The sequence below is a fragment of the Bacillus sp. NPDC057893 genome, assembly GCF_042796455.1.
Taxonomy (GTDB): Bacteria; Bacillota; Bacilli; order Bacillales; family Bacillaceae_G; genus Bacillus_A.
In genome coordinates this window covers 264,442-280,817 of the sequence record NZ_JBHVNG010000005.1, presented here as the reverse complement: position 1 = coordinate 280,817, position 16,376 = coordinate 264,442, and the positions used below count along the sequence as shown (strand labels likewise).

The window sequence follows — 16,376 nt, the reverse complement described above, 5'->3', positions numbered from 1 at the left end:
TGACTGCATTCATTTTGTCTTCTGAAGTAAATTTAGTCATAAAAAAACTACACCTCCGATTGTTAGACTGTGTCTAACAATCGGGGTGCAGTTCATTATTTAGCTGTCTTTTTACAGGGAGATTGAAAAATATTGGAGGTCAGTCATGAGTATAAGCTAAAATAGCTTACATATAGTATGCACATTATTTATAGTTTTATCCCGATATTTAGTATGAAATAAACGCAAGTCTATCGTTTGCAAATGCAAAAAAGAAGAACTTGAGTATTATGGATAAAAAGAAATTATTTAGTTTTAAAAAATGATGAAAATATATTTATTTGTCTTATAGAAGCTTGCTATTAGGTATATGGGTCTAGCAATAATACAAGCTTTGAATAGGATAATAAAAAGGAGTTGATTAGTAATGGGTTATATTGTAGATATTTCGAAATGGAATGGAAATATTAATTGGGATATTGCAGCGTCTCAAATAGATTTAGTTATTGCTAGAGTTCAAGATGGTTCGAATACGGTCGATTTTATGTATCAAGGTTATGTGAAAGAAATGAAGAAACGTAGTATTCCATTTGGAAATTATGCATTTTGCCGTTTTATATCTATTTCAGATGCAAAAAAAGAAGCGCAAGATTTTTGGAATCGTGGCGATAAAAACGCCAAATTTTGGGTAGCAGATGTAGAAGTTCAAACAATGGTAGATATGCAAGGTGGGACTCAAGCATTTATTGATGAATTACGCCGATTAGGTGCAAAAAAAATTGGTTTATATGTAGGGCATCACACGTATATATCATTTGGAGCTCGCAATATTGATGCTGATTTTATTTGGATTCCTCGTTATGGAGGGAATAAACCAGCATATCCTTGTGATATTTGGCAATATACTGATTCAGGAAATGTTCCTGGTATTGGAAAATGTGATTTAAATCAATTAATTGGGAATAAAAATCTTTCTTGGTTTATAGGTTCAAATCAATCTAGTATTGGAGATAGTAAGCAACCAAATGGAATTGGTATTGCAGTTTCAAAATATGATGATGGATACGGCATTAATTTATATGAAAATCCTGCGAATCCACAGTTTACAGGAAGACTTACGAAAAAAATCCCATATTTAATCTTTAAAGGTTATTGGGGAGGTGGCGAAAAAGATATGATTTGTTTAGGTGGTGAACAGCAGTGGGCTAAGTTAGAGCATTTCAATGTACAATGGTTTTATGCATATTCAAAATACACACCTGGATATGAAATTAGAACGTACGATGGACCAAACGGGAATGATACAGGTGCGGTCGATGGGAAGGTCCCTTATCGTATTTGGAATCGTCAAGATGGATATATAGATATAGGTGGGAACAAATGGATCAAAGAAGAACATGTGCAGATTAAATGATGTTAAAAAGTCGGCTTTATGCCGGCTTTTGTATTTAATAAAGCTTGTCTCTGGCATGAAGAGAAATACTTGCGGAAAACACATTAATTTCACAATAGCGCTGTATAGTTCCTAATATACATTTATCAAAGTGAGGTATTTGAATTGAAAAAGAAAAAGCTATTTATGGGAACTATTATTACATGTGTGGCGCTAACATTGTCTGCGTGTGGTTCCTCAGAAAATGTTGCAACATCAAAAGTAGGAAACGTGACAGAGAACGAGTTAAGTAAAGAATTAAGGCAAACATATGGAAAAAGTACTTTATCTCAAATGATGTTAAATAAGGCATTGCTAGATAAATATGAAGTATCAGATGAAGAAGCTAAAAAACAAGTAGAAGCAGCGAAGGAACAAATGGGTGACAAGTTTAAAGTGGCTTTAGAGCAAGTAGGATTAAAAAATGAAGATGAATTAAAAGAGAGAATGAAGCCAGAAATTGCACTTGAGAAAGCGATTAGAGCGACTGTCACAGATAAAGATGTGAAAGATAACCATAAACCAGAAATGAAGGTAAGTCACATTTTAGTGAAAGATGAAAAAACTGCGAAAGAAGTAAAAGAGAAAATAAATAATGGTGAAGATTTTACCGCTTTAGCGAAACAATATTCGGAAGATACTGGTTCAAAGGAACAGGGCGGAGAAATAGCTGGTTTTGCCCCTGGTCAAACTGTGAAAGAATTTGAGGAAGCTGCATATAAATTAGATGCAGGACAAGTAAGTGAGCCAATAAAAACATCATATGGTTATCATATAATAAAAGTGACGGATAAAAAAGAATTGAAACCATTTGATGAAGTGAAAGATACGATTCGAAAAGATTTAGAACAACAAAGACTACAAGATACGACAGGTAAATGGAAACAACAAGTAATCAATGATCTATTGAAAGAAGCAGATATTAAAGTAACAGATAATGAATTTAAAGATACATTTAAATTCTTAGATGAGAAGTAAGGTTTAGAAGAAAAACAGAGATTTAGCATAGTGCTATATTTCTGTTTTTTAATTTTTAATAGAAAAGGGAACTCATATAGAGTTCCCTTTTCTCGTTAGTGTGTGAGTTATAAATAGATAGTAAGACAATACAATATTACATTTAAATATTAAGAATTACAATAGAAAATTTTGGTGTAAATAAAAAGGAATAAGCAATTACTTCGCAAAATGTTGAAATGATAGTGTTTTAGTTAATTAATTTTGTTAAATATAAACTAAATATATTTTCTTAGAAATTGAATAGAGGACATAATTTAAAGGATGGTACATATCATATTTATTGGAGTATAAATTAACTTTTTAGGAAGTGCAAAGAAATTTGATTAATAAAAGGGAGTAATCAATGAGTATGAATAAACTTCATATATTAAAGTTGCATTTTGTTTAAAAAATTTACATGTTGCACTTTCGGAAGAACGTTAGTTCGTGTATAATTAGAACAAACGTTCTTTTAAGGTGGAGATTTCTACAAATGTATAAATAGTTTTGAATTAGAAAGCTACGCTACATATAAATAAGAGATGGATAAAGTGTATTTAGAAGTAAAGTTTCTGTTTTTATGAATAGATGGATGTAGAAAATTGAGGAGTAAAGAAAATGAATTATGTAAAGATACAGGAAAAAGGAAGAGAGTGGGTTCCGTTTACAGTAATGTCGGAACAATTATTAAGTATGAGAAAAATTATTGGAGAGAAATTAAAAGTCCAAAGACCGCTAATAACGAATGAAGCGAAAGAAAGCATTTCAGACAAATTATTAACTTCATTATTGTCTGAAGAAGAGATGTTAGTGACCTATTTTGAAGAAGGATACATACTTACGAGTTATATGACAGTGGTTCATATAAATCCAATTCAACAAATTGTAAAATGTACAGATGCATTTTATAAAACATATATATTTGCTGCAAGGGACATAATTGATGTAACTTAAAAGAAGCTGAATTTTGAAGTTTAGCTTCTGTAATTTATCCAGCTATTTGCGGGCAGTTAGATTTACGCCTCAAAATTCGGCTGTGAGTCAGGCTGCCTGTAAAAGCCTAATTTTTTTGAAGAGGTGAAGAACTAAATGAAAAAGCAGCTAGATGCAAGCTAGCTGCTTAGTCCCAGGGAAAGGGAGAAAAAGATTGGCACTCAAAAAATCGACGATAGCTGTGTATCAGCCTGAGTATAGTATAGACAAATTTAAAAATGTTATACAAAGATGATTGCAGATTTGGTTAGGCCGTACCAACTTGGTTTTGATCTGCTAGATCAGAATCAAATGTATTAGTCGCGCTAACCCCACTAAAAGTGTTCACTACGAAACCAACGTTAGATGCGCCAGAGCCGTTATAAGCTTTCGTATTCTCTTTTGGAGAAACATTATAGAAATCACCTAAGTTGAAAGATCCGTTACTATTTTGTACAACTAAATTCCCAACAACAGAGGGCATAATTTTCACCTACTTTATAAGTAATTGTTTGCATTACTATATGAAAGTATAGTCTAATTGGTTCATTTGACAAATATTCCGGAATAGAAAAATGTTTGAAGCTTTGTTTAATCAATCGAGCAAAAAGTATGTTAAAATTAATGAAGAGTTGAATTTTAAAAAGAATAAATTCGAATAATTAATATATACGGAATTAAAGGAGGCGAAATGTTATGAATAATGTTATGAAAAAAGTAGATTTAACAGATGCAAAATCAAGTAATCTTGTTGCACTTATTTATAGTAATGATGTTACATTGGTTGAAAAAGCATTTTGTCCTAATGAAATAAAACTAAAGTTAAATGAAATAGCAATTTTATCGGCAATTAAAACAGCACATATTACGAAAGTATCTATAAGGAAAGAACTCGAAGTGATTTTTCATGATACCGGTGTTTTGTTAGTACAGCACAACGCGGATAATAATAGTAGTCGATCTATAACAATGCACTTTGAACAATTTAAAAAGTTACAAAATGAAATTGAGAATTCACATAAAAATATGCAATTAGACTAAGTGAAAATTCTTCGATAAGGTAGGTTATATTATGTTAAAAAAGTGGGTTGGAAAATATTTAGATAAATCGAACTGTAAACATAAATATAACTTCATTAGGATGCAAGATAACGAAGATTATAAAAATGGTAAATTGGGTGTAGCCTATATTTATCGGTGTGAGAAATGTGGGAAAGAGAAAATGAAAATTAAAAATAATAACGATATAAACAGTGATTTTTTGGATATTTAAACAAAAAGAGTAACTATGATGGTTACTCTTTTTATTTGTAATATGTAATATCAAAAATACTTCTAAAGTATGAAATGAATTGATACTTAAGTGAGAAGTTGAATAAGAATAAAAAGAGTAATATTAATTGAAAGGAGGAGATGCAGTTGGAGCGAAACGACATTGGGAAACTTGTAATTATTACTGGAGTAACGCAAGGGTTAGGACGTGCAATGGTTGATAGGTTTCATGAATTGGGATGGAACATAGCAGGGTGTGGACGCTCAAAAAATAAAATTGAAGAGCTTAATAAATATTACGGTGCTTCACATGATTTTCAAATAATTGATGTTTCAAATCATCACCAAGTTAGTAAATGGGCAAGTCGTATTCTTAATAGGTATAGGGCTCCCGATATGTTAATAAATAATGCATCGATTGTTAATCAAAATGCACCGCTATGGAAAGTTACCGCTCAAGAATTTGAAAGTGTAATGAGTGTAAATGTGAACGGGGTAGTAAATGTCATTAGGGCGTTCGTCCCGGCGATGATAGCTAGGAAAGAAGGGATTATTATTAATATGAGCTCTAGTTGGGGAAGAGAAGGCGAGGCTGAACTTGCGCCATATTGTGCTTCGAAGTTTGCTATTGAAGGTATCACGCAGTCTATGGCAATGGAACTGCCAAATGGCATGGCCGTAGTTGCTTTAGATCCAGGTGGAAGTGTTAGCACTCCAATGCTTCATTTATGTGCACCTCAATATGTAAAAGAATCTCCTACACCTGAAATGTGGTCACATAAAGCAATTCATTATATATTAAATATATCAATAGATAAAAATGGAGATTCATTGACATGCCCGGTATGCATTTAATGTTCAGATGAGTATTAAATGTTATATTCACAGTTTTGAAGGACAAGTATATATTGAATTATGTAGGAAGCATTTGCAAATTATACATTTATCGAGAAACTCCTTGTCAAAAAGAGCGCCTGAAAGGTGCTCTTTTGTATTATTAGTACATTATGTGATGCACAAAATTACATATGAAAAATAAAATAATGAATTAAAGGTGATATTTGTTTATTTCGAATGTACTAGAAAATTTAAATATAGGTGATGGGAAATGAACCTACGCGATTTAGAATTGACAGGGGCATGGTTTCAAGTAGGAGGAAATCTTATAGCAGCTATTGGAACAACTAGAGGGTTTACAGGAGAAGAAAAGATTGAGTCGGATCTTGTTATTGTAGGGAGTTCATTACAAGCCCTCGGATATATATTACAAATTATAGCAACTATTGATGCGAAAGATGAAGATAAATGTGAGAAGCAAGATGTAACTATAGATAATAAAAATAAAGCGCTAGCGAAGACGGGGATTGAGTTATTAGCTTTAGGTAATATTTCTAATGTAATAGGAACGTATTTTAATCTAAATGAACAAATGAAAGAAAATGATTTTCTTATAATTACTGGAAATAGTTTGCAATCAATTGGAGCTTTTTTAGGAGTAGAAGTAGCATTGAATGAGATAAATGAAATACAGTGGATTATTGTATTAGGGAATTCAATGCAAAGTTTAGGTGCGGGATTACAAGCATATGAAGGTATTCACAATATATCAAAAGAAGAAAAGGGAAATGAAGACAGTAATTTAGATAAAGAAGATCAACGTATAATAGGGCTAATAGGTATTTGGATACAGGCAATAGGTACTGTAATTTCAGCAATTGGATTAACCGAAATAGTAGAAGAGCAAAGATTAGAATCTAAGAAATGACGTTGAGATACTCATTTAATAGGAGTTTGGAGTATTTCATCTTTATAAGTGGGACAAGATTGATGTGATAATTCTTTTTGTAGGCTTTTTCATATAGGTGTAGAATATGTACATAGAAGAAAAGGTGAATATTGCTTTTGTATGTTAGTGAGTGGTTTCTCAATTATTTTCACTCAGACATCTAATACTCGTAATAATGAGTTCTAATTTGCATTTGTGGAAATAATATAACTTTGTAGATTTGATAGTGTAGGAAATGAACGAATAAGGATTGAAAATAAACAAAAAGGGGTTATTTTAGAGATGATGTACTTATTAGCAATTCTACTTCCGCCGGTAGCTGTTTTATTTTGCGGAAAGCCGTTTCAAGCGATTATTAATTTCATTTTAACCTTAATTTTTTGGGTTCCAGGAGCGATACACGCAGTTCTTGTCGTACATGATAAAAAAGCCGACAGGCGACTTAAAAGACAAGTTCAGGCGTACGATGAAATTAATAAAAGAAATAGAAGGTAAATTACGATTGAAAACATACAAAAAAGAAAGGGGATTTGATTCGCCTTTCTTTTTTGTATGCCAATCAAGTTTAAATTTTAGTATAGCGGTAAGAATTTTTAATATAAGTATTATGATAATAACTTTTAGAGTGTGCGTTTAATAAACCGGTGTAAATGCTTTCTGGCACGTTAAAGAAATCATACATACCATTCTTTAGTTGAATACGTAAAATCATAGAAAAAGGATTATAGCCAACAGCAACTAAATTTTTTGAGGTAACGGGAGAGAGCTTCATCATTACGCAACTCCTTACTTTTCATTTTAGATGGTTTCTTGTAGATAAGGGGATTGTCGTGTTGAAATCCTAATAATTAAAGAGGTATTATATTTACATGCAATATATCAAATGTTCTTTATACGTAATTATAAGGAAGTTCACACGAAGTACATATCGTTGTGCTATTTTTATTTCACCTTTGATTTATAAATAAGAAAATATTGACCATTTGAAAAAAAGGTATATTATTTATACGAGGTATTAAAAATTCACTTCTTACATTCTATGCTTTAAGGGGCGGTATTATTAGAAGAAAATAGAGGTGAATATAGTTTGTATAAGAAGTATTCCAAAATTTATAATCTGTGAATTGGGAAAATATTGAATGCTTCCGGTTAATAAACTTTCTAAATATAAGTATATTTGTGAAGGTGACCTCAATATTTTATGTAAATCAACGGGAGAATTGAAAGGCAGGAGAAAGTAACATGTCAGAAAATTATCGTTCTCGAGAGGAGCGACGACAAGTTCAAAAGAAAAAACAGCCAGCTTCTAAAAAAACAAAACCAAAAGGTAAAACATCGTTTTTTCGTAAATTTTTAATCAGTTGTTTACTACTTGGTATTGTAGGTTTAGTGGCAGGGGTTGCTACCTTTTTTGTTATGATAAAGGATGCGCCAAAACTTGAGAAATCAAAACTTGTTAATCCGTTATCCTCAAAAATTTATGATAAAGACGGGAATTTGGTATATGAATATGGGAAAGAAAAGCGAACGAATGTTACGTATGATCAAATTCCAAAATTAGTAGAAAATGCATTTTTAGCAACAGAAGATGCACGTTTTTACGAGCATAGCGGGGTAGACTTTAAAGGTACTGCCCGTGCGGTTTTAGTCAGTCTTAAAGGAGATTATGGCTCTCAAGGTGGAAGTACGATAACGCAGCAAGTTATTAAAAATTACTTCTTATCGATGGAAAAAACGTCAAAGCGTAAGGTTCAGGAAATATATTTAGCGTATAAGCTAGAACAACAATATTCAAAACATGAAATATTAGAGATGTATTTAAATAAAATTAATTTAGGTAACCGTTCATATGGAATCGCAACAGCAGCGCAAAACTACTACGGTAAAGAATTAAAAGATTTAACATTACCAGAAGTTGCGATGCTTGCCGGTTTGCCGAAAGCACCGAATAACTATGATCCAACGAAAAAAGAAAATGTCGAAAGGGCGACAGAAAGAAGAAATACTGTACTAAACTTAATGAATCGACATGGTTATATTACAAAGGCAGAAATGGAAGAAGCATCAAAAGTTCCAGTAACAGATGGGCTTAAGACTGTAACTGAACAAACAATGCCATATCCTGCATTTATGGATGCGGTTGTGAAAGAAGTAGAAAAAGAATTACCAGATGCTAATATTGGCTCTGATGGTTTAGAAATTTATACAACGTTGGATCCAAAAGCACAGAAATTGGCTGATAATATTTTAAATACAAATATTATTGATTATCCAAATGATAAATTCCAAGGTGCTTTCACATTTATGGATACAAAAACAGGGGAAGTTCGCGCTATAGGTAGTGGTCGTGGCGAAAATAAAGCAGTATTTAAAGGTCATAATATGGCGATTGAATTAGATCGTGCAGCTGGTTCAACGATGAAGCCAATTTTTGACTATGCTCCTGCAATTGAATATTTAAAATGGGCTACTTATCACCAAATTGATGACTCTCCATTTAAGTATTCAACAGGACAAGAAGTTAGAAATGCTGATAGAAATTATTTAGGATCAGTTACAATGCGTGATGCATTGAAAATGTCACGAAATATCCCGGCTATTAAAACAGCGAAAGAAGTGGGGATTAGTAAATCGAAAGACTTCTCTGAGAAACTAGGTATTACATTTAATAAAGCACCGACAGAATCTACAGCGATTGGTACAAACGAAGTATCACCAACTGAAATAGCGGGTGCTTATGCGGCATTTGGTAATGATGGTAAGTATACGAAGCCGCATTTTGTTAAGAAAGTAGTTTATCCAGACGGCAAGTCACAAAGTTTTGGACAAAAACCAAAACAAGTTATGGCCGATTCTACAGCGTATATGATTACCGATATGCTTCGTTCTGTAGTTACATCAGGTACTGGTACATCTGCAAATGTAGGTTCTTTAGATATCGCGGGTAAAACAGGTACAACAAACTATGATTCAAAACAACTAGCGCAATATAAAATTCCAGAAAGTGCAACTCGTGATAGTTGGTTTGCAGGATATACATCGCAATATACGATGGCAGTATGGACTGGATATATGAAAGATGGTAAAGACGAGTATATTAGTAGTAAAAATACGAAAATTGCACAGTTGATCTTTAAAGAAATGATGAGCGAGATGGCTACAGATAAATCACGCTTTAAAATGCCAAGTAGTGTTATTCAAGAAGGTAGTGAATTGCGTATAAAAGGTGAAAAACGTGATTCATCTCCAAATACGAGCGTACCGGATACAACGGAACAACCAAAACAAGACCAACAGCAAAAAACTGAAGAAGAGAAAAATCAAGAGGAATTAAAGAAACAGGAAGAACTTAAGAAACAAGAAGAGCAAAAGAAGCAAGAGGAACTTAAGAAGCAAGAAGAGCAAAAGAAACAAGATGAACAGAATAAGCAAAATGAACAAAACAATGGAAATGGTCAAGGAACGCCAAATCCACCAACTAATGGAGGTGGTCAAGGAACGCCAACCCCACCAACCACTGGAGGTGGTCAAGGAACGCCAAATCCACCAACCACTGGAGGTGGCCAAGGAACGCCAAATCCACCAACCACTGGAGGTGGTCAAGGAACGCCAAATCCACCAACCACTGGAGGTGGCCAAGGAACGCCAAATCCACCAACCACTGGAGGTGGCCAAGAAACTCCACCCCCACCAACTACTGGCGGGAACACAGGAGAGGCTCCTTCCAATAATGGACAATAAATAATGCATTTAAAAAGCACCAAAGGTACCGGGAAAAACGGTTTCTTTGGTGCTTTTTGTATTATAAAGAGTAATATTATTTTTAAATGTTAAAAGTACCATAGAAATTTTGAAAGTAAATTGACGGGAAATGATAAAAAATTTGAGTTGGAGGTATTGGATAACTAGGGCTATAAAAAGTAGTACTACTAGGGTGTGTACCATGATGCCAAAATGAAGGGGTGACTTGGTCAGTCGATTGATATTGTTGCCAAGCGGCAGGAAGTTCGATACCAACATCAGAACTAGCTGTATGAATGGCAGGAACATGTATTGAGGGAACTGATGGGACAACGGCAGTTATTCTTGGTGATACCCACATGAAGACGATCACTCCTAAGTTACAATGATAAAGTAGTATATTCTTTTAATACTTATAAAGATACATATAGATAGGACTTTCGGTTGAAACATACGTACAAAGTCGTAAGACCAATGTGAATTGATGGTGGACCATTTATTACGAAAAGATACGTCTAATAGCGGAGGGAAAAGGAATATGAAACATATACAATTGATGTGTTGATTGCAATATTTTACGTGTTTATGGAGGAATTTTAATGGAACGATTATGGACGAAATCATTTATTCAAATGACTATCGCAATGTTATTTTTATTTACAGGGTTTTATTTACTTGTTCCAACGCTCCCGCTCTTTATTAAAGAGATTGGTGGAAATGAATCACAAGTTGGACTGATGATGGGAATGTTTACAATAGCGGCAGTAATGATACGGCCGATTATTGGAGGTATGTTAGATAGATATGGTAGGAAATCTTTTATTATTTGGGGACTTATCTTTTTTGGACTAACAATGTTTTCTTATAATTTAGCAACAACTATTATATTTTTAGCGGTTTTACGCGTTATTCATGGCGTGACATGGGCCGTTTCTACAACTGCTGTTGGTACGGCTATAACTGATATTATTCCAGATTCACGCCGTGGTGAAGGAATGGGATGGTATGGGATGGCGATGACAATTGCAATGGCAATCGGCCCGATGATTGGATTATGGGTTGTACAAAATTATTCATTTCATGGCCTATTCTTATTAGCAACTCTTTTATCCTTTATGGCAGTCGTATTATCGTTAATAACGAAAATGCCATTCACGCCACAAAAAGAAAAAGGGAAAATTCAGCTATTTGAAAAATCCGTTTTATCAATTACAATTGTTGTTTTCTTTTTATCGTTTGCATACGGAGGCATAACAACATTTTTACCGTTATTTGCGTCATCAATTGATGTAAATCCTGGGACGTTCTTTCTTGTATATGCAATTGCCTTAACAATTGTAAGGCCGATTTCAGGCAAATTATTAGATAAATATGGAGAAGTATTTATCATACTCCCGGCACTATGTATTACCATTTTAGCTATAGTTATATTAACTATTTCAAATAGTTTAATGGGTGTAATTATCGCAGCGGCATTATACGGTGTTGGATTTGGTTCAGCACAGCCTGCTTTGCAAGCAGCGATGCTTACAATTGTTGCTCCGAGTAAAAGAGGAGTTGCTAACGCCTCATTCTTTACCGCATTTGATTTAGGTATTGGATTAGGTGCGATTTTACTTGGATTTATTTCACAAATATTTGGTTACCGTATTTTATTCGCAGGCAGTGCAATTTCAGGATTAATAGCTTTAATTATATTTGTCATTTTTGTAAAACAACGATTAGGCAAAAAAGATTTTGCGTAAACAGGAGGAGCGAAGATGAAAATTTCAATTGATCATGATGCTCTACAATGGTTTAAGGAAGAATTGCGTATAAAGCATGATGAATCTATTTGATTTACCCCGCTATTTGCGAGCAGTAAGACCCCCACCTCAAAATTCAGCAAATACAAGGGAGTTAGGCAGGAGATTAACTGCTCGTAAATGCCCGATTGGTGTGGGCTAATAATCAGTGGGGGAGGGACAAAACCCCCACTGATTAAAGTTTCACTTTATTGTAAGGTACGGAGGAAATAGCTCAATTCAGCCAGGATATTCTTTAGGAATTGTTTCTGAGAAAACAGACGGGGAAATAGTGTCAGTTGAGAAGGACGGTATTTTATTTTTTATAGATTTTGATGATCTTTGGTACTTTCAAAACTATGATTTAGTTGTAAGCTATCGTAAAGAAACGGAAGAAATTTAATTTAATTATGTGAAATAATAATTTTATTAAAAATAAATAAATTTTATATAAGAATTATATTTATGGGAATATGAAATAAATATTATAAAAAACGAGCTGTGCATGAATGCAGCTCTTTTTTTTATATTTGTTAAAAAAAAGAGATTAAAGGTATATCCAGTGGGATTATATGGAAAATCGTTATATTTCGTTTTAGAAAATTGAAAGAGATGTCTGGCCTTTCTTTATAAAAGATGAAAGTTATTTTTGAAAAATTGTATTATTACATCGGTAAAAGTATAGAAAACTTATCATTATAAAATAAATTGAAATCTTCTAAAAACTCTGATACATTGAAATAGAAATGTAGTTTCACAGTATTGTAAAGGCTTACAGTTATGTGCACGAAGATCTATTAGGATTGGAGGAAATAATGATGAAAGCTGAAGAAAAATTTTCCCCGGGATTAGATGGTGTAGTAGCAGCGGAGACGAAAATTTCGTTTCTTGACACAGTAAAAGGTGAAATTGTAATTCAAGGGTATGATTTAATCGAACTCTCAAAAACAAAAGAGTATTTAGACATTGTGCACCTTTTATTAGAAGAACGTTTACCGAATGAGGATGAGAAAGCAATAATTGAAAAGAAATTAAAAGAAGAATATGCAGTGCCAGAAGGTGTATTTAATGTGCTAAAGGCATTGCCTAAAGAAACGCATCCTATGGATGGGTTACGTACAGGTGTGTCTGCATTAGCTGGTTACGATAGTGATATCGAAAACCGCTCGTTAGAAGTGAATAAAAGTCGAGGGTACAAGCTTTTAAGTAAAGTGCCAAATATTGTAGCGAATAGCTATCATATTTTAAATAACGAGGAGCCAATTCAGCCCCTTCAGGAATTGTCATATAGTGCGAATTTCTTCTATATGTTAACTGGTAAAAAACCAACTGAACTTGAGGAAAAGATCTTTGATCGTTCCCTCGTTTTATATAGTGAACATGAAATGCCAAACTCTACATTTACAGCTCGCGTAATTGCATCAACACAATCGGATTTATACGGTGCTCTAACAGGTGCAGTTGCATCTTTAAAAGGAAGTTTACATGGTGGTGCAAATGAAGCTGTTATGTACATGCTTTTAGAAGCTGGCAATGTTGAGAAATTTGAAGAACTATTACAGAAGAAACTTTATAACAAAGAAAAAATCATGGGCTTTGGACATCGCGTATATATGAAGAAGATAGATCCAAGAGCACTTATGATGAAGGAAGCTTTAAAACAGCTTTGTGATGTAAAAGGCGATTATACACTATATGAAATGTGTGAAGCTGGAGAGAAGATTATGGAGAAGGAAAAAGGCATTTATCCGAATCTTGATTACTATGCTGCTCCAGTATATTGGATGCTTGGTATTTCAATTCAACTTTACACACCAATTTTCTTTAGCTCTAGAACAGTAGGACTATGTGCGCACGTTATTGAACAACATGCGAACAATCGTTTGTTCCGTCCACGTGTAAATTATATTGGCGAGCGACATGCATTTAGTAAATAAAAACAACTGGGGAGTTGTTAGCGCCGCCCGCCAGATGGGTGTTTGACCGACACCCATCATTAATAATAACGAATTTTCGACAGAAAGGGAAGAATAGCATGATTAAAACAAATGAAATTAAACAAAAAGATGCATTATTAGAAGAAATTACGGACTATGTATTAAATAAAGAGGTTACAAGTGCAGAAGCATTCAGTACGGCCCGCTACGTATTACTTGATACACTTGGATGCGGAATTTTAGCACTACAATACCCGGAGTGTACGAAATTATTAGGACCAGTTGTACCAGGAACAATCGTGCCAAATGGTACACGTGTACCAGGAACATCTTATGTGCTAGATCCAGTAAAAGGCGCATTTAATATCGGATGTATGATCCGTTGGTTAGACTATAACGATACTTGGCTTGCAGCAGAATGGGGACATCCATCTGATAACTTAGGCGGAATTTTAGCAGTAGCAGATTATATTAGCCGCGTTCGTATTTCAGAAGGAAAAGAACCATTAAAAGTACGTGAAGTACTAGAAATGATGATTAAAGCACATGAAATTCAGGGTGTACTTGCTTTAGAAAACAGCTTAAATCGTGTTGGTCTTGACCATGTATTATATGTAAAAGTAGCAACAACTGCAGTAGTTGCGAAAATGCTTGGCGGAACGCGTGAAGAAATCTTTAATGCATTATCACATGCGTGGATTGATAATTCTAGTCTTCGTACATATCGTCATGCTCCAAATACTGGTTCACGTAAATCATGGGCAGCAGGAGATGCGACGAGCCGCGGTGTTCATCTTGCAATGACTGCTCTAAAAGGTGAAATGGGTTACCCAACAGCATTATCTGCGCCAGGATGGGGATTCCAAGATGTATTATTTAATAAGCAAGAATTAAAATTAGCAAGACCGCTAGAATCTTATGTAATGGAAAATGTATTATTCAAAGTGTCATTCCCAGCAGAATTCCATGCACAAACAGCTGCAGAATGTGCTGTGAAATTACATCCGGAAATTAAAGAAAGATTAGATGAAATTGATCGCATTACAATAACAACTCATGAATCAGCAATTCGTATTATCGATAAAGAAGGTCCATTAAATAACCCAGCTGATCGTGATCATTGTTTACAATACATTACAGCAATTGGTTTATTAAAAGGAGATATCGTTGCGGACGATTATGAGGATGTAGTAGCAAATGATCCACGTGTAGATGAATTACGAAATAAGATGGTTGTTGTTGAAAACAAACAGTACAGTTTAGATTATCTTGACCCGAACAAGCGCTCAATCGCCAACGCTGTTCAAGTTCATTTTAAAGATGGTACTGTAACAGAAAATGTGGAATGTGAATACCCACTTGGTCACCGTTTCCGTAGAGACGAAGCGATTCCAAAAGTTGTTCGAAAATTCACTGCAAATATGGCAGGTCATTATTCTAGTAAGCAACAAGAACAAATTCATGAAGTTTGTTTAAATGAAGAAAAACTAGAAAATATGAATGTAAACGAATTTGTAGATCTATTCTTAATTTAATAATAGGGGGAATTTAGAATGGCTTGGGTTGTGAATAAACAGTCAACACAAGAGGAGCTTGCGAATGGCTTCCGAGCTTTAGTAGAAGCAAATGAAATTTTGCAAATTCCAGGTGCTCATGATGCAATGGCGGCTCTTGTTGCGAAAAATACAGATTTTTCAGCTCTTTATTTATCGGGAGCTGCTTACACTGCAAGTAAAGGTCTACCAGATTTAGGTATCGTGACATCTACTGAAGTAGCTGAAAGAGCAAGGGATCTAGTTAGAGCTACAGATTTACCAGTTCTTGTTGACATTGATACAGGATTTGGTGGAGTACTAAACGTAGCGAGAACAGCTGTAGAAATGGTAGAGGCAAAAGTAGCGGCTGTTCAAATTGAAGATCAACAATTACCAAAGAAATGTGGACATTTAAATGGTAAGAAACTTGTTACTACAGAAGAATTAGTTCAAAAAATTAAAGCGATTAAAGAAGTTGCGCCAAGCTTATATATTGTAGCACGCACAGATGCACGCGGTGTAGAAGGACTAGATGCTGCGATTGAAAGAGCGAATGCATATGTTAAAGCAGGTGCAGACGCAATTTTTCCAGAAGCGCTTCAATCGGAAGAAGAATTCCGTTTATTTACTAGCAAAGTGAATGCACCTTTACTAGCAAATATGACTGAGTTCGGGAAAACACCATATTATAGTGCTGAGGAATTTGCGAATATGGGCTTCCAAATGGTTATTTACCCTGTAACTTCACTTCGAGTTGCTGCGAAAGCGTATGAGAATGTGTTTACTTTAATTAAGGAAACAGGTTCTCAAAAAGATGCACTTTCTAATATGCAAACGAGAAGTGAATTATATGAAACAATTTCATATCATGACTTTGAAGAATTAGATACTGGTATTGCAAAAACAGTATTATCTGAAGATCAATAGGTAGAACAACTA

16 protein-coding genes and 1 pseudogene are annotated in these 16,376 nt (G+C 34.1%); 14 read left to right on the top strand and 3 right to left on the bottom strand.

What is annotated here, in order from left to right:
• Positions 1 to 406 precede the first annotated feature (406 nt).
• The 3 genes from ACFVQC_RS22545 to ACFVQC_RS22535 all read left to right on the top strand — a co-directional run bounded on the left by ACFVQC_RS22545 (position 407) and on the right by ACFVQC_RS22535 (position 3,364).
• Positions 407 to 1,393: a glycoside hydrolase family 25 protein gene (locus ACFVQC_RS22545; RefSeq protein WP_377896219.1), complete on the top strand. Its 987-nt coding sequence runs from the start codon at positions 407 to 409 to the stop codon at positions 1,391 to 1,393.
• A 144-nt stretch (positions 1,394 to 1,537) separates the two neighbouring features.
• Positions 1,538 to 2,389: a peptidylprolyl isomerase PrsA gene (locus ACFVQC_RS22540; RefSeq protein ID WP_377896220.1), complete on the top strand. Its 852-nt coding sequence runs from the start codon at positions 1,538 to 1,540 to the stop codon at positions 2,387 to 2,389.
• Between the two features lie 639 nt (positions 2,390 to 3,028).
• Positions 3,029 to 3,364, top strand: a complete 336-nt coding sequence (locus ACFVQC_RS22535; protein ID WP_078186005.1) for a YolD-like family protein — start codon at positions 3,029 to 3,031, stop codon at positions 3,362 to 3,364.
• A gap of 286 nt (positions 3,365 to 3,650) precedes the next feature.
• On the opposite strand, the gene gerPF is transcribed toward ACFVQC_RS22535, so the two are convergent.
• Positions 3,651 to 3,866, bottom strand: coding sequence for a spore germination protein GerPF (gene gerPF / locus ACFVQC_RS22530; protein ID WP_001141569.1), 216 nt, complete (start codon positions 3,864 to 3,866; stop codon positions 3,651 to 3,653).
• A 212-nt stretch (positions 3,867 to 4,078) separates the two neighbouring features.
• On the opposite strand from gerPF, the gene ACFVQC_RS22525 reads away from it, so the two are divergent.
• The 5 genes from ACFVQC_RS22525 to ACFVQC_RS22505 all read left to right on the top strand — a co-directional run bounded on the left by ACFVQC_RS22525 (position 4,079) and on the right by ACFVQC_RS22505 (position 6,935).
• Positions 4,079 to 4,423 carry a hypothetical protein gene (locus ACFVQC_RS22525; RefSeq protein ID WP_377896221.1) on the top strand — a complete coding sequence of 115 codons (345 nt, stop codon included), beginning with the start codon at positions 4,079 to 4,081 and terminating at the stop codon, positions 4,421 to 4,423.
• Positions 4,424 to 4,454: 31 nt separating this feature from the next.
• A complete protein-coding gene (locus tag ACFVQC_RS22520; protein ID WP_377896222.1) occupies positions 4,455 to 4,655 on the top strand; it encodes a hypothetical protein in 201 nt (66 codons plus the stop codon).
• Positions 4,656 to 4,801: 146 nt separating this feature from the next.
• Positions 4,802 to 5,509 (top strand): SDR family oxidoreductase, encoded by a 708-nt coding sequence (locus tag ACFVQC_RS22515; protein ID WP_002148137.1) that lies wholly within the window; start codon positions 4,802 to 4,804, stop codon positions 5,507 to 5,509.
• Between the two features lie 253 nt (positions 5,510 to 5,762).
• Positions 5,763 to 6,419, top strand: a complete 657-nt coding sequence (locus tag ACFVQC_RS22510) for a DUF6944 family repetitive protein (RefSeq protein ID WP_377899326.1) — start codon at positions 5,763 to 5,765, stop codon at positions 6,417 to 6,419.
• Positions 6,420 to 6,722: 303 nt separating this feature from the next.
• A complete protein-coding gene (locus ACFVQC_RS22505) occupies positions 6,723 to 6,935 on the top strand; it encodes a YqaE/Pmp3 family membrane protein (RefSeq protein ID WP_002065263.1) in 213 nt (70 codons plus the stop codon).
• A gap of 70 nt (positions 6,936 to 7,005) precedes the next feature.
• On the opposite strand, the gene ACFVQC_RS22500 is transcribed toward ACFVQC_RS22505, so the two are convergent.
• Entirely contained in the window at positions 7,006 to 7,215 is a 210-nt protein-coding gene (locus ACFVQC_RS22500; RefSeq protein WP_377899324.1) for a KTSC domain-containing protein, read from the bottom strand.
• 467 nt (positions 7,216 to 7,682) lie between these two features.
• Between ACFVQC_RS22500 and ACFVQC_RS22495 the strand changes: the two genes are divergently transcribed.
• Positions 7,683 to 10,181, top strand: coding sequence for a PBP1A family penicillin-binding protein (locus ACFVQC_RS22495; RefSeq protein WP_377899323.1), 2,499 nt, complete (start codon positions 7,683 to 7,685; stop codon positions 10,179 to 10,181).
• An 82-nt stretch (positions 10,182 to 10,263) separates the two neighbouring features.
• Here the strand turns inward: ACFVQC_RS22495 and ACFVQC_RS22490 are convergent, their stop codons facing one another.
• The gene (locus ACFVQC_RS22490; protein ID WP_002148133.1) at positions 10,264 to 10,542 is read right to left on the bottom strand and encodes a hypothetical protein; all 279 of its coding nucleotides are present in this window, start codon (positions 10,540 to 10,542) and stop codon (positions 10,264 to 10,266) included.
• A 238-nt stretch (positions 10,543 to 10,780) separates the two neighbouring features.
• Here ACFVQC_RS22490 and ACFVQC_RS22485 point away from each other — a divergent pair, with 238 nt between their 5' ends.
• From ACFVQC_RS22485 to prpB, 5 genes and pseudogenes are all read left to right on the top strand, one after another.
• Positions 10,781 to 11,926 carry an MFS transporter gene (locus ACFVQC_RS22485; RefSeq protein WP_377896275.1) on the top strand — a complete coding sequence of 382 codons (1,146 nt, stop codon included), beginning with the start codon at positions 10,781 to 10,783 and terminating at the stop codon, positions 11,924 to 11,926.
• 247 nt (positions 11,927 to 12,173) lie between these two features.
• Positions 12,174 to 12,368 (top strand): annotated as a pseudogene (locus tag ACFVQC_RS22480) (HesB/YadR/YfhF family protein); the annotation flags it as partial.
• Positions 12,369 to 12,780: 412 nt separating this feature from the next.
• Positions 12,781 to 13,902: a citrate synthase gene (mmgD, locus tag ACFVQC_RS22475; RefSeq protein ID WP_377899321.1), complete on the top strand. Its 1,122-nt coding sequence runs from the start codon at positions 12,781 to 12,783 to the stop codon at positions 13,900 to 13,902.
• Between the two features lie 98 nt (positions 13,903 to 14,000).
• Positions 14,001 to 15,437, top strand: coding sequence for a 2-methylcitrate dehydratase (prpD, locus tag ACFVQC_RS22470; protein ID WP_377899320.1), 1,437 nt, complete (start codon positions 14,001 to 14,003; stop codon positions 15,435 to 15,437).
• Positions 15,438 to 15,455: 18 nt separating this feature from the next.
• Positions 15,456 to 16,364, top strand: coding sequence for a methylisocitrate lyase (gene prpB, locus ACFVQC_RS22465; RefSeq protein ID WP_377899319.1), 909 nt, complete (start codon positions 15,456 to 15,458; stop codon positions 16,362 to 16,364).
• Positions 16,365 to 16,376: the final 12 nt, after the last annotated feature.

Coding starts and splice junctions, on each gene's coding strand:
- ACFVQC_RS22545 (WP_377896219.1), top strand. CDS start 407: ATGGGTTATATTGTAGATATTTCGAAATGGAATGGAAATATTAATTGG.
- ACFVQC_RS22535 (WP_078186005.1), top strand. CDS start 3,029: ATGAATTATGTAAAGATACAGGAAAAAGGAAGAGAGTGGGTTCCGTTT.
- gerPF (WP_001141569.1), bottom strand. CDS start 3,866: ATGCCCTCTGTTGTTGGGAATTTAGTTGTACAAAATAGTAACGGATCT.
- ACFVQC_RS22525 (WP_377896221.1), top strand. CDS start 4,079: ATGAATAATGTTATGAAAAAAGTAGATTTAACAGATGCAAAATCAAGT.
- ACFVQC_RS22520 (WP_377896222.1), top strand. CDS start 4,455: ATGTTAAAAAAGTGGGTTGGAAAATATTTAGATAAATCGAACTGTAAA.
- ACFVQC_RS22510 (WP_377899326.1), top strand. CDS start 5,763: ATGAACCTACGCGATTTAGAATTGACAGGGGCATGGTTTCAAGTAGGA.
- ACFVQC_RS22505 (WP_002065263.1), top strand. CDS start 6,723: ATGATGTACTTATTAGCAATTCTACTTCCGCCGGTAGCTGTTTTATTT.
- ACFVQC_RS22500 (WP_377899324.1), bottom strand. CDS start 7,215: ATGATGAAGCTCTCTCCCGTTACCTCAAAAAATTTAGTTGCTGTTGGC.
- ACFVQC_RS22495 (WP_377899323.1), top strand. CDS start 7,683: ATGTCAGAAAATTATCGTTCTCGAGAGGAGCGACGACAAGTTCAAAAG.
- ACFVQC_RS22490 (WP_002148133.1), bottom strand. CDS start 10,542: ATGTGGGTATCACCAAGAATAACTGCCGTTGTCCCATCAGTTCCCTCA.
- ACFVQC_RS22485 (WP_377896275.1), top strand. CDS start 10,781: ATGGAACGATTATGGACGAAATCATTTATTCAAATGACTATCGCAATG.
- mmgD (WP_377899321.1), top strand. CDS start 12,781: ATGATGAAAGCTGAAGAAAAATTTTCCCCGGGATTAGATGGTGTAGTA.
- prpD (WP_377899320.1), top strand. CDS start 14,001: ATGATTAAAACAAATGAAATTAAACAAAAAGATGCATTATTAGAAGAA.
- prpB (WP_377899319.1), top strand. CDS start 15,456: ATGGCTTGGGTTGTGAATAAACAGTCAACACAAGAGGAGCTTGCGAAT.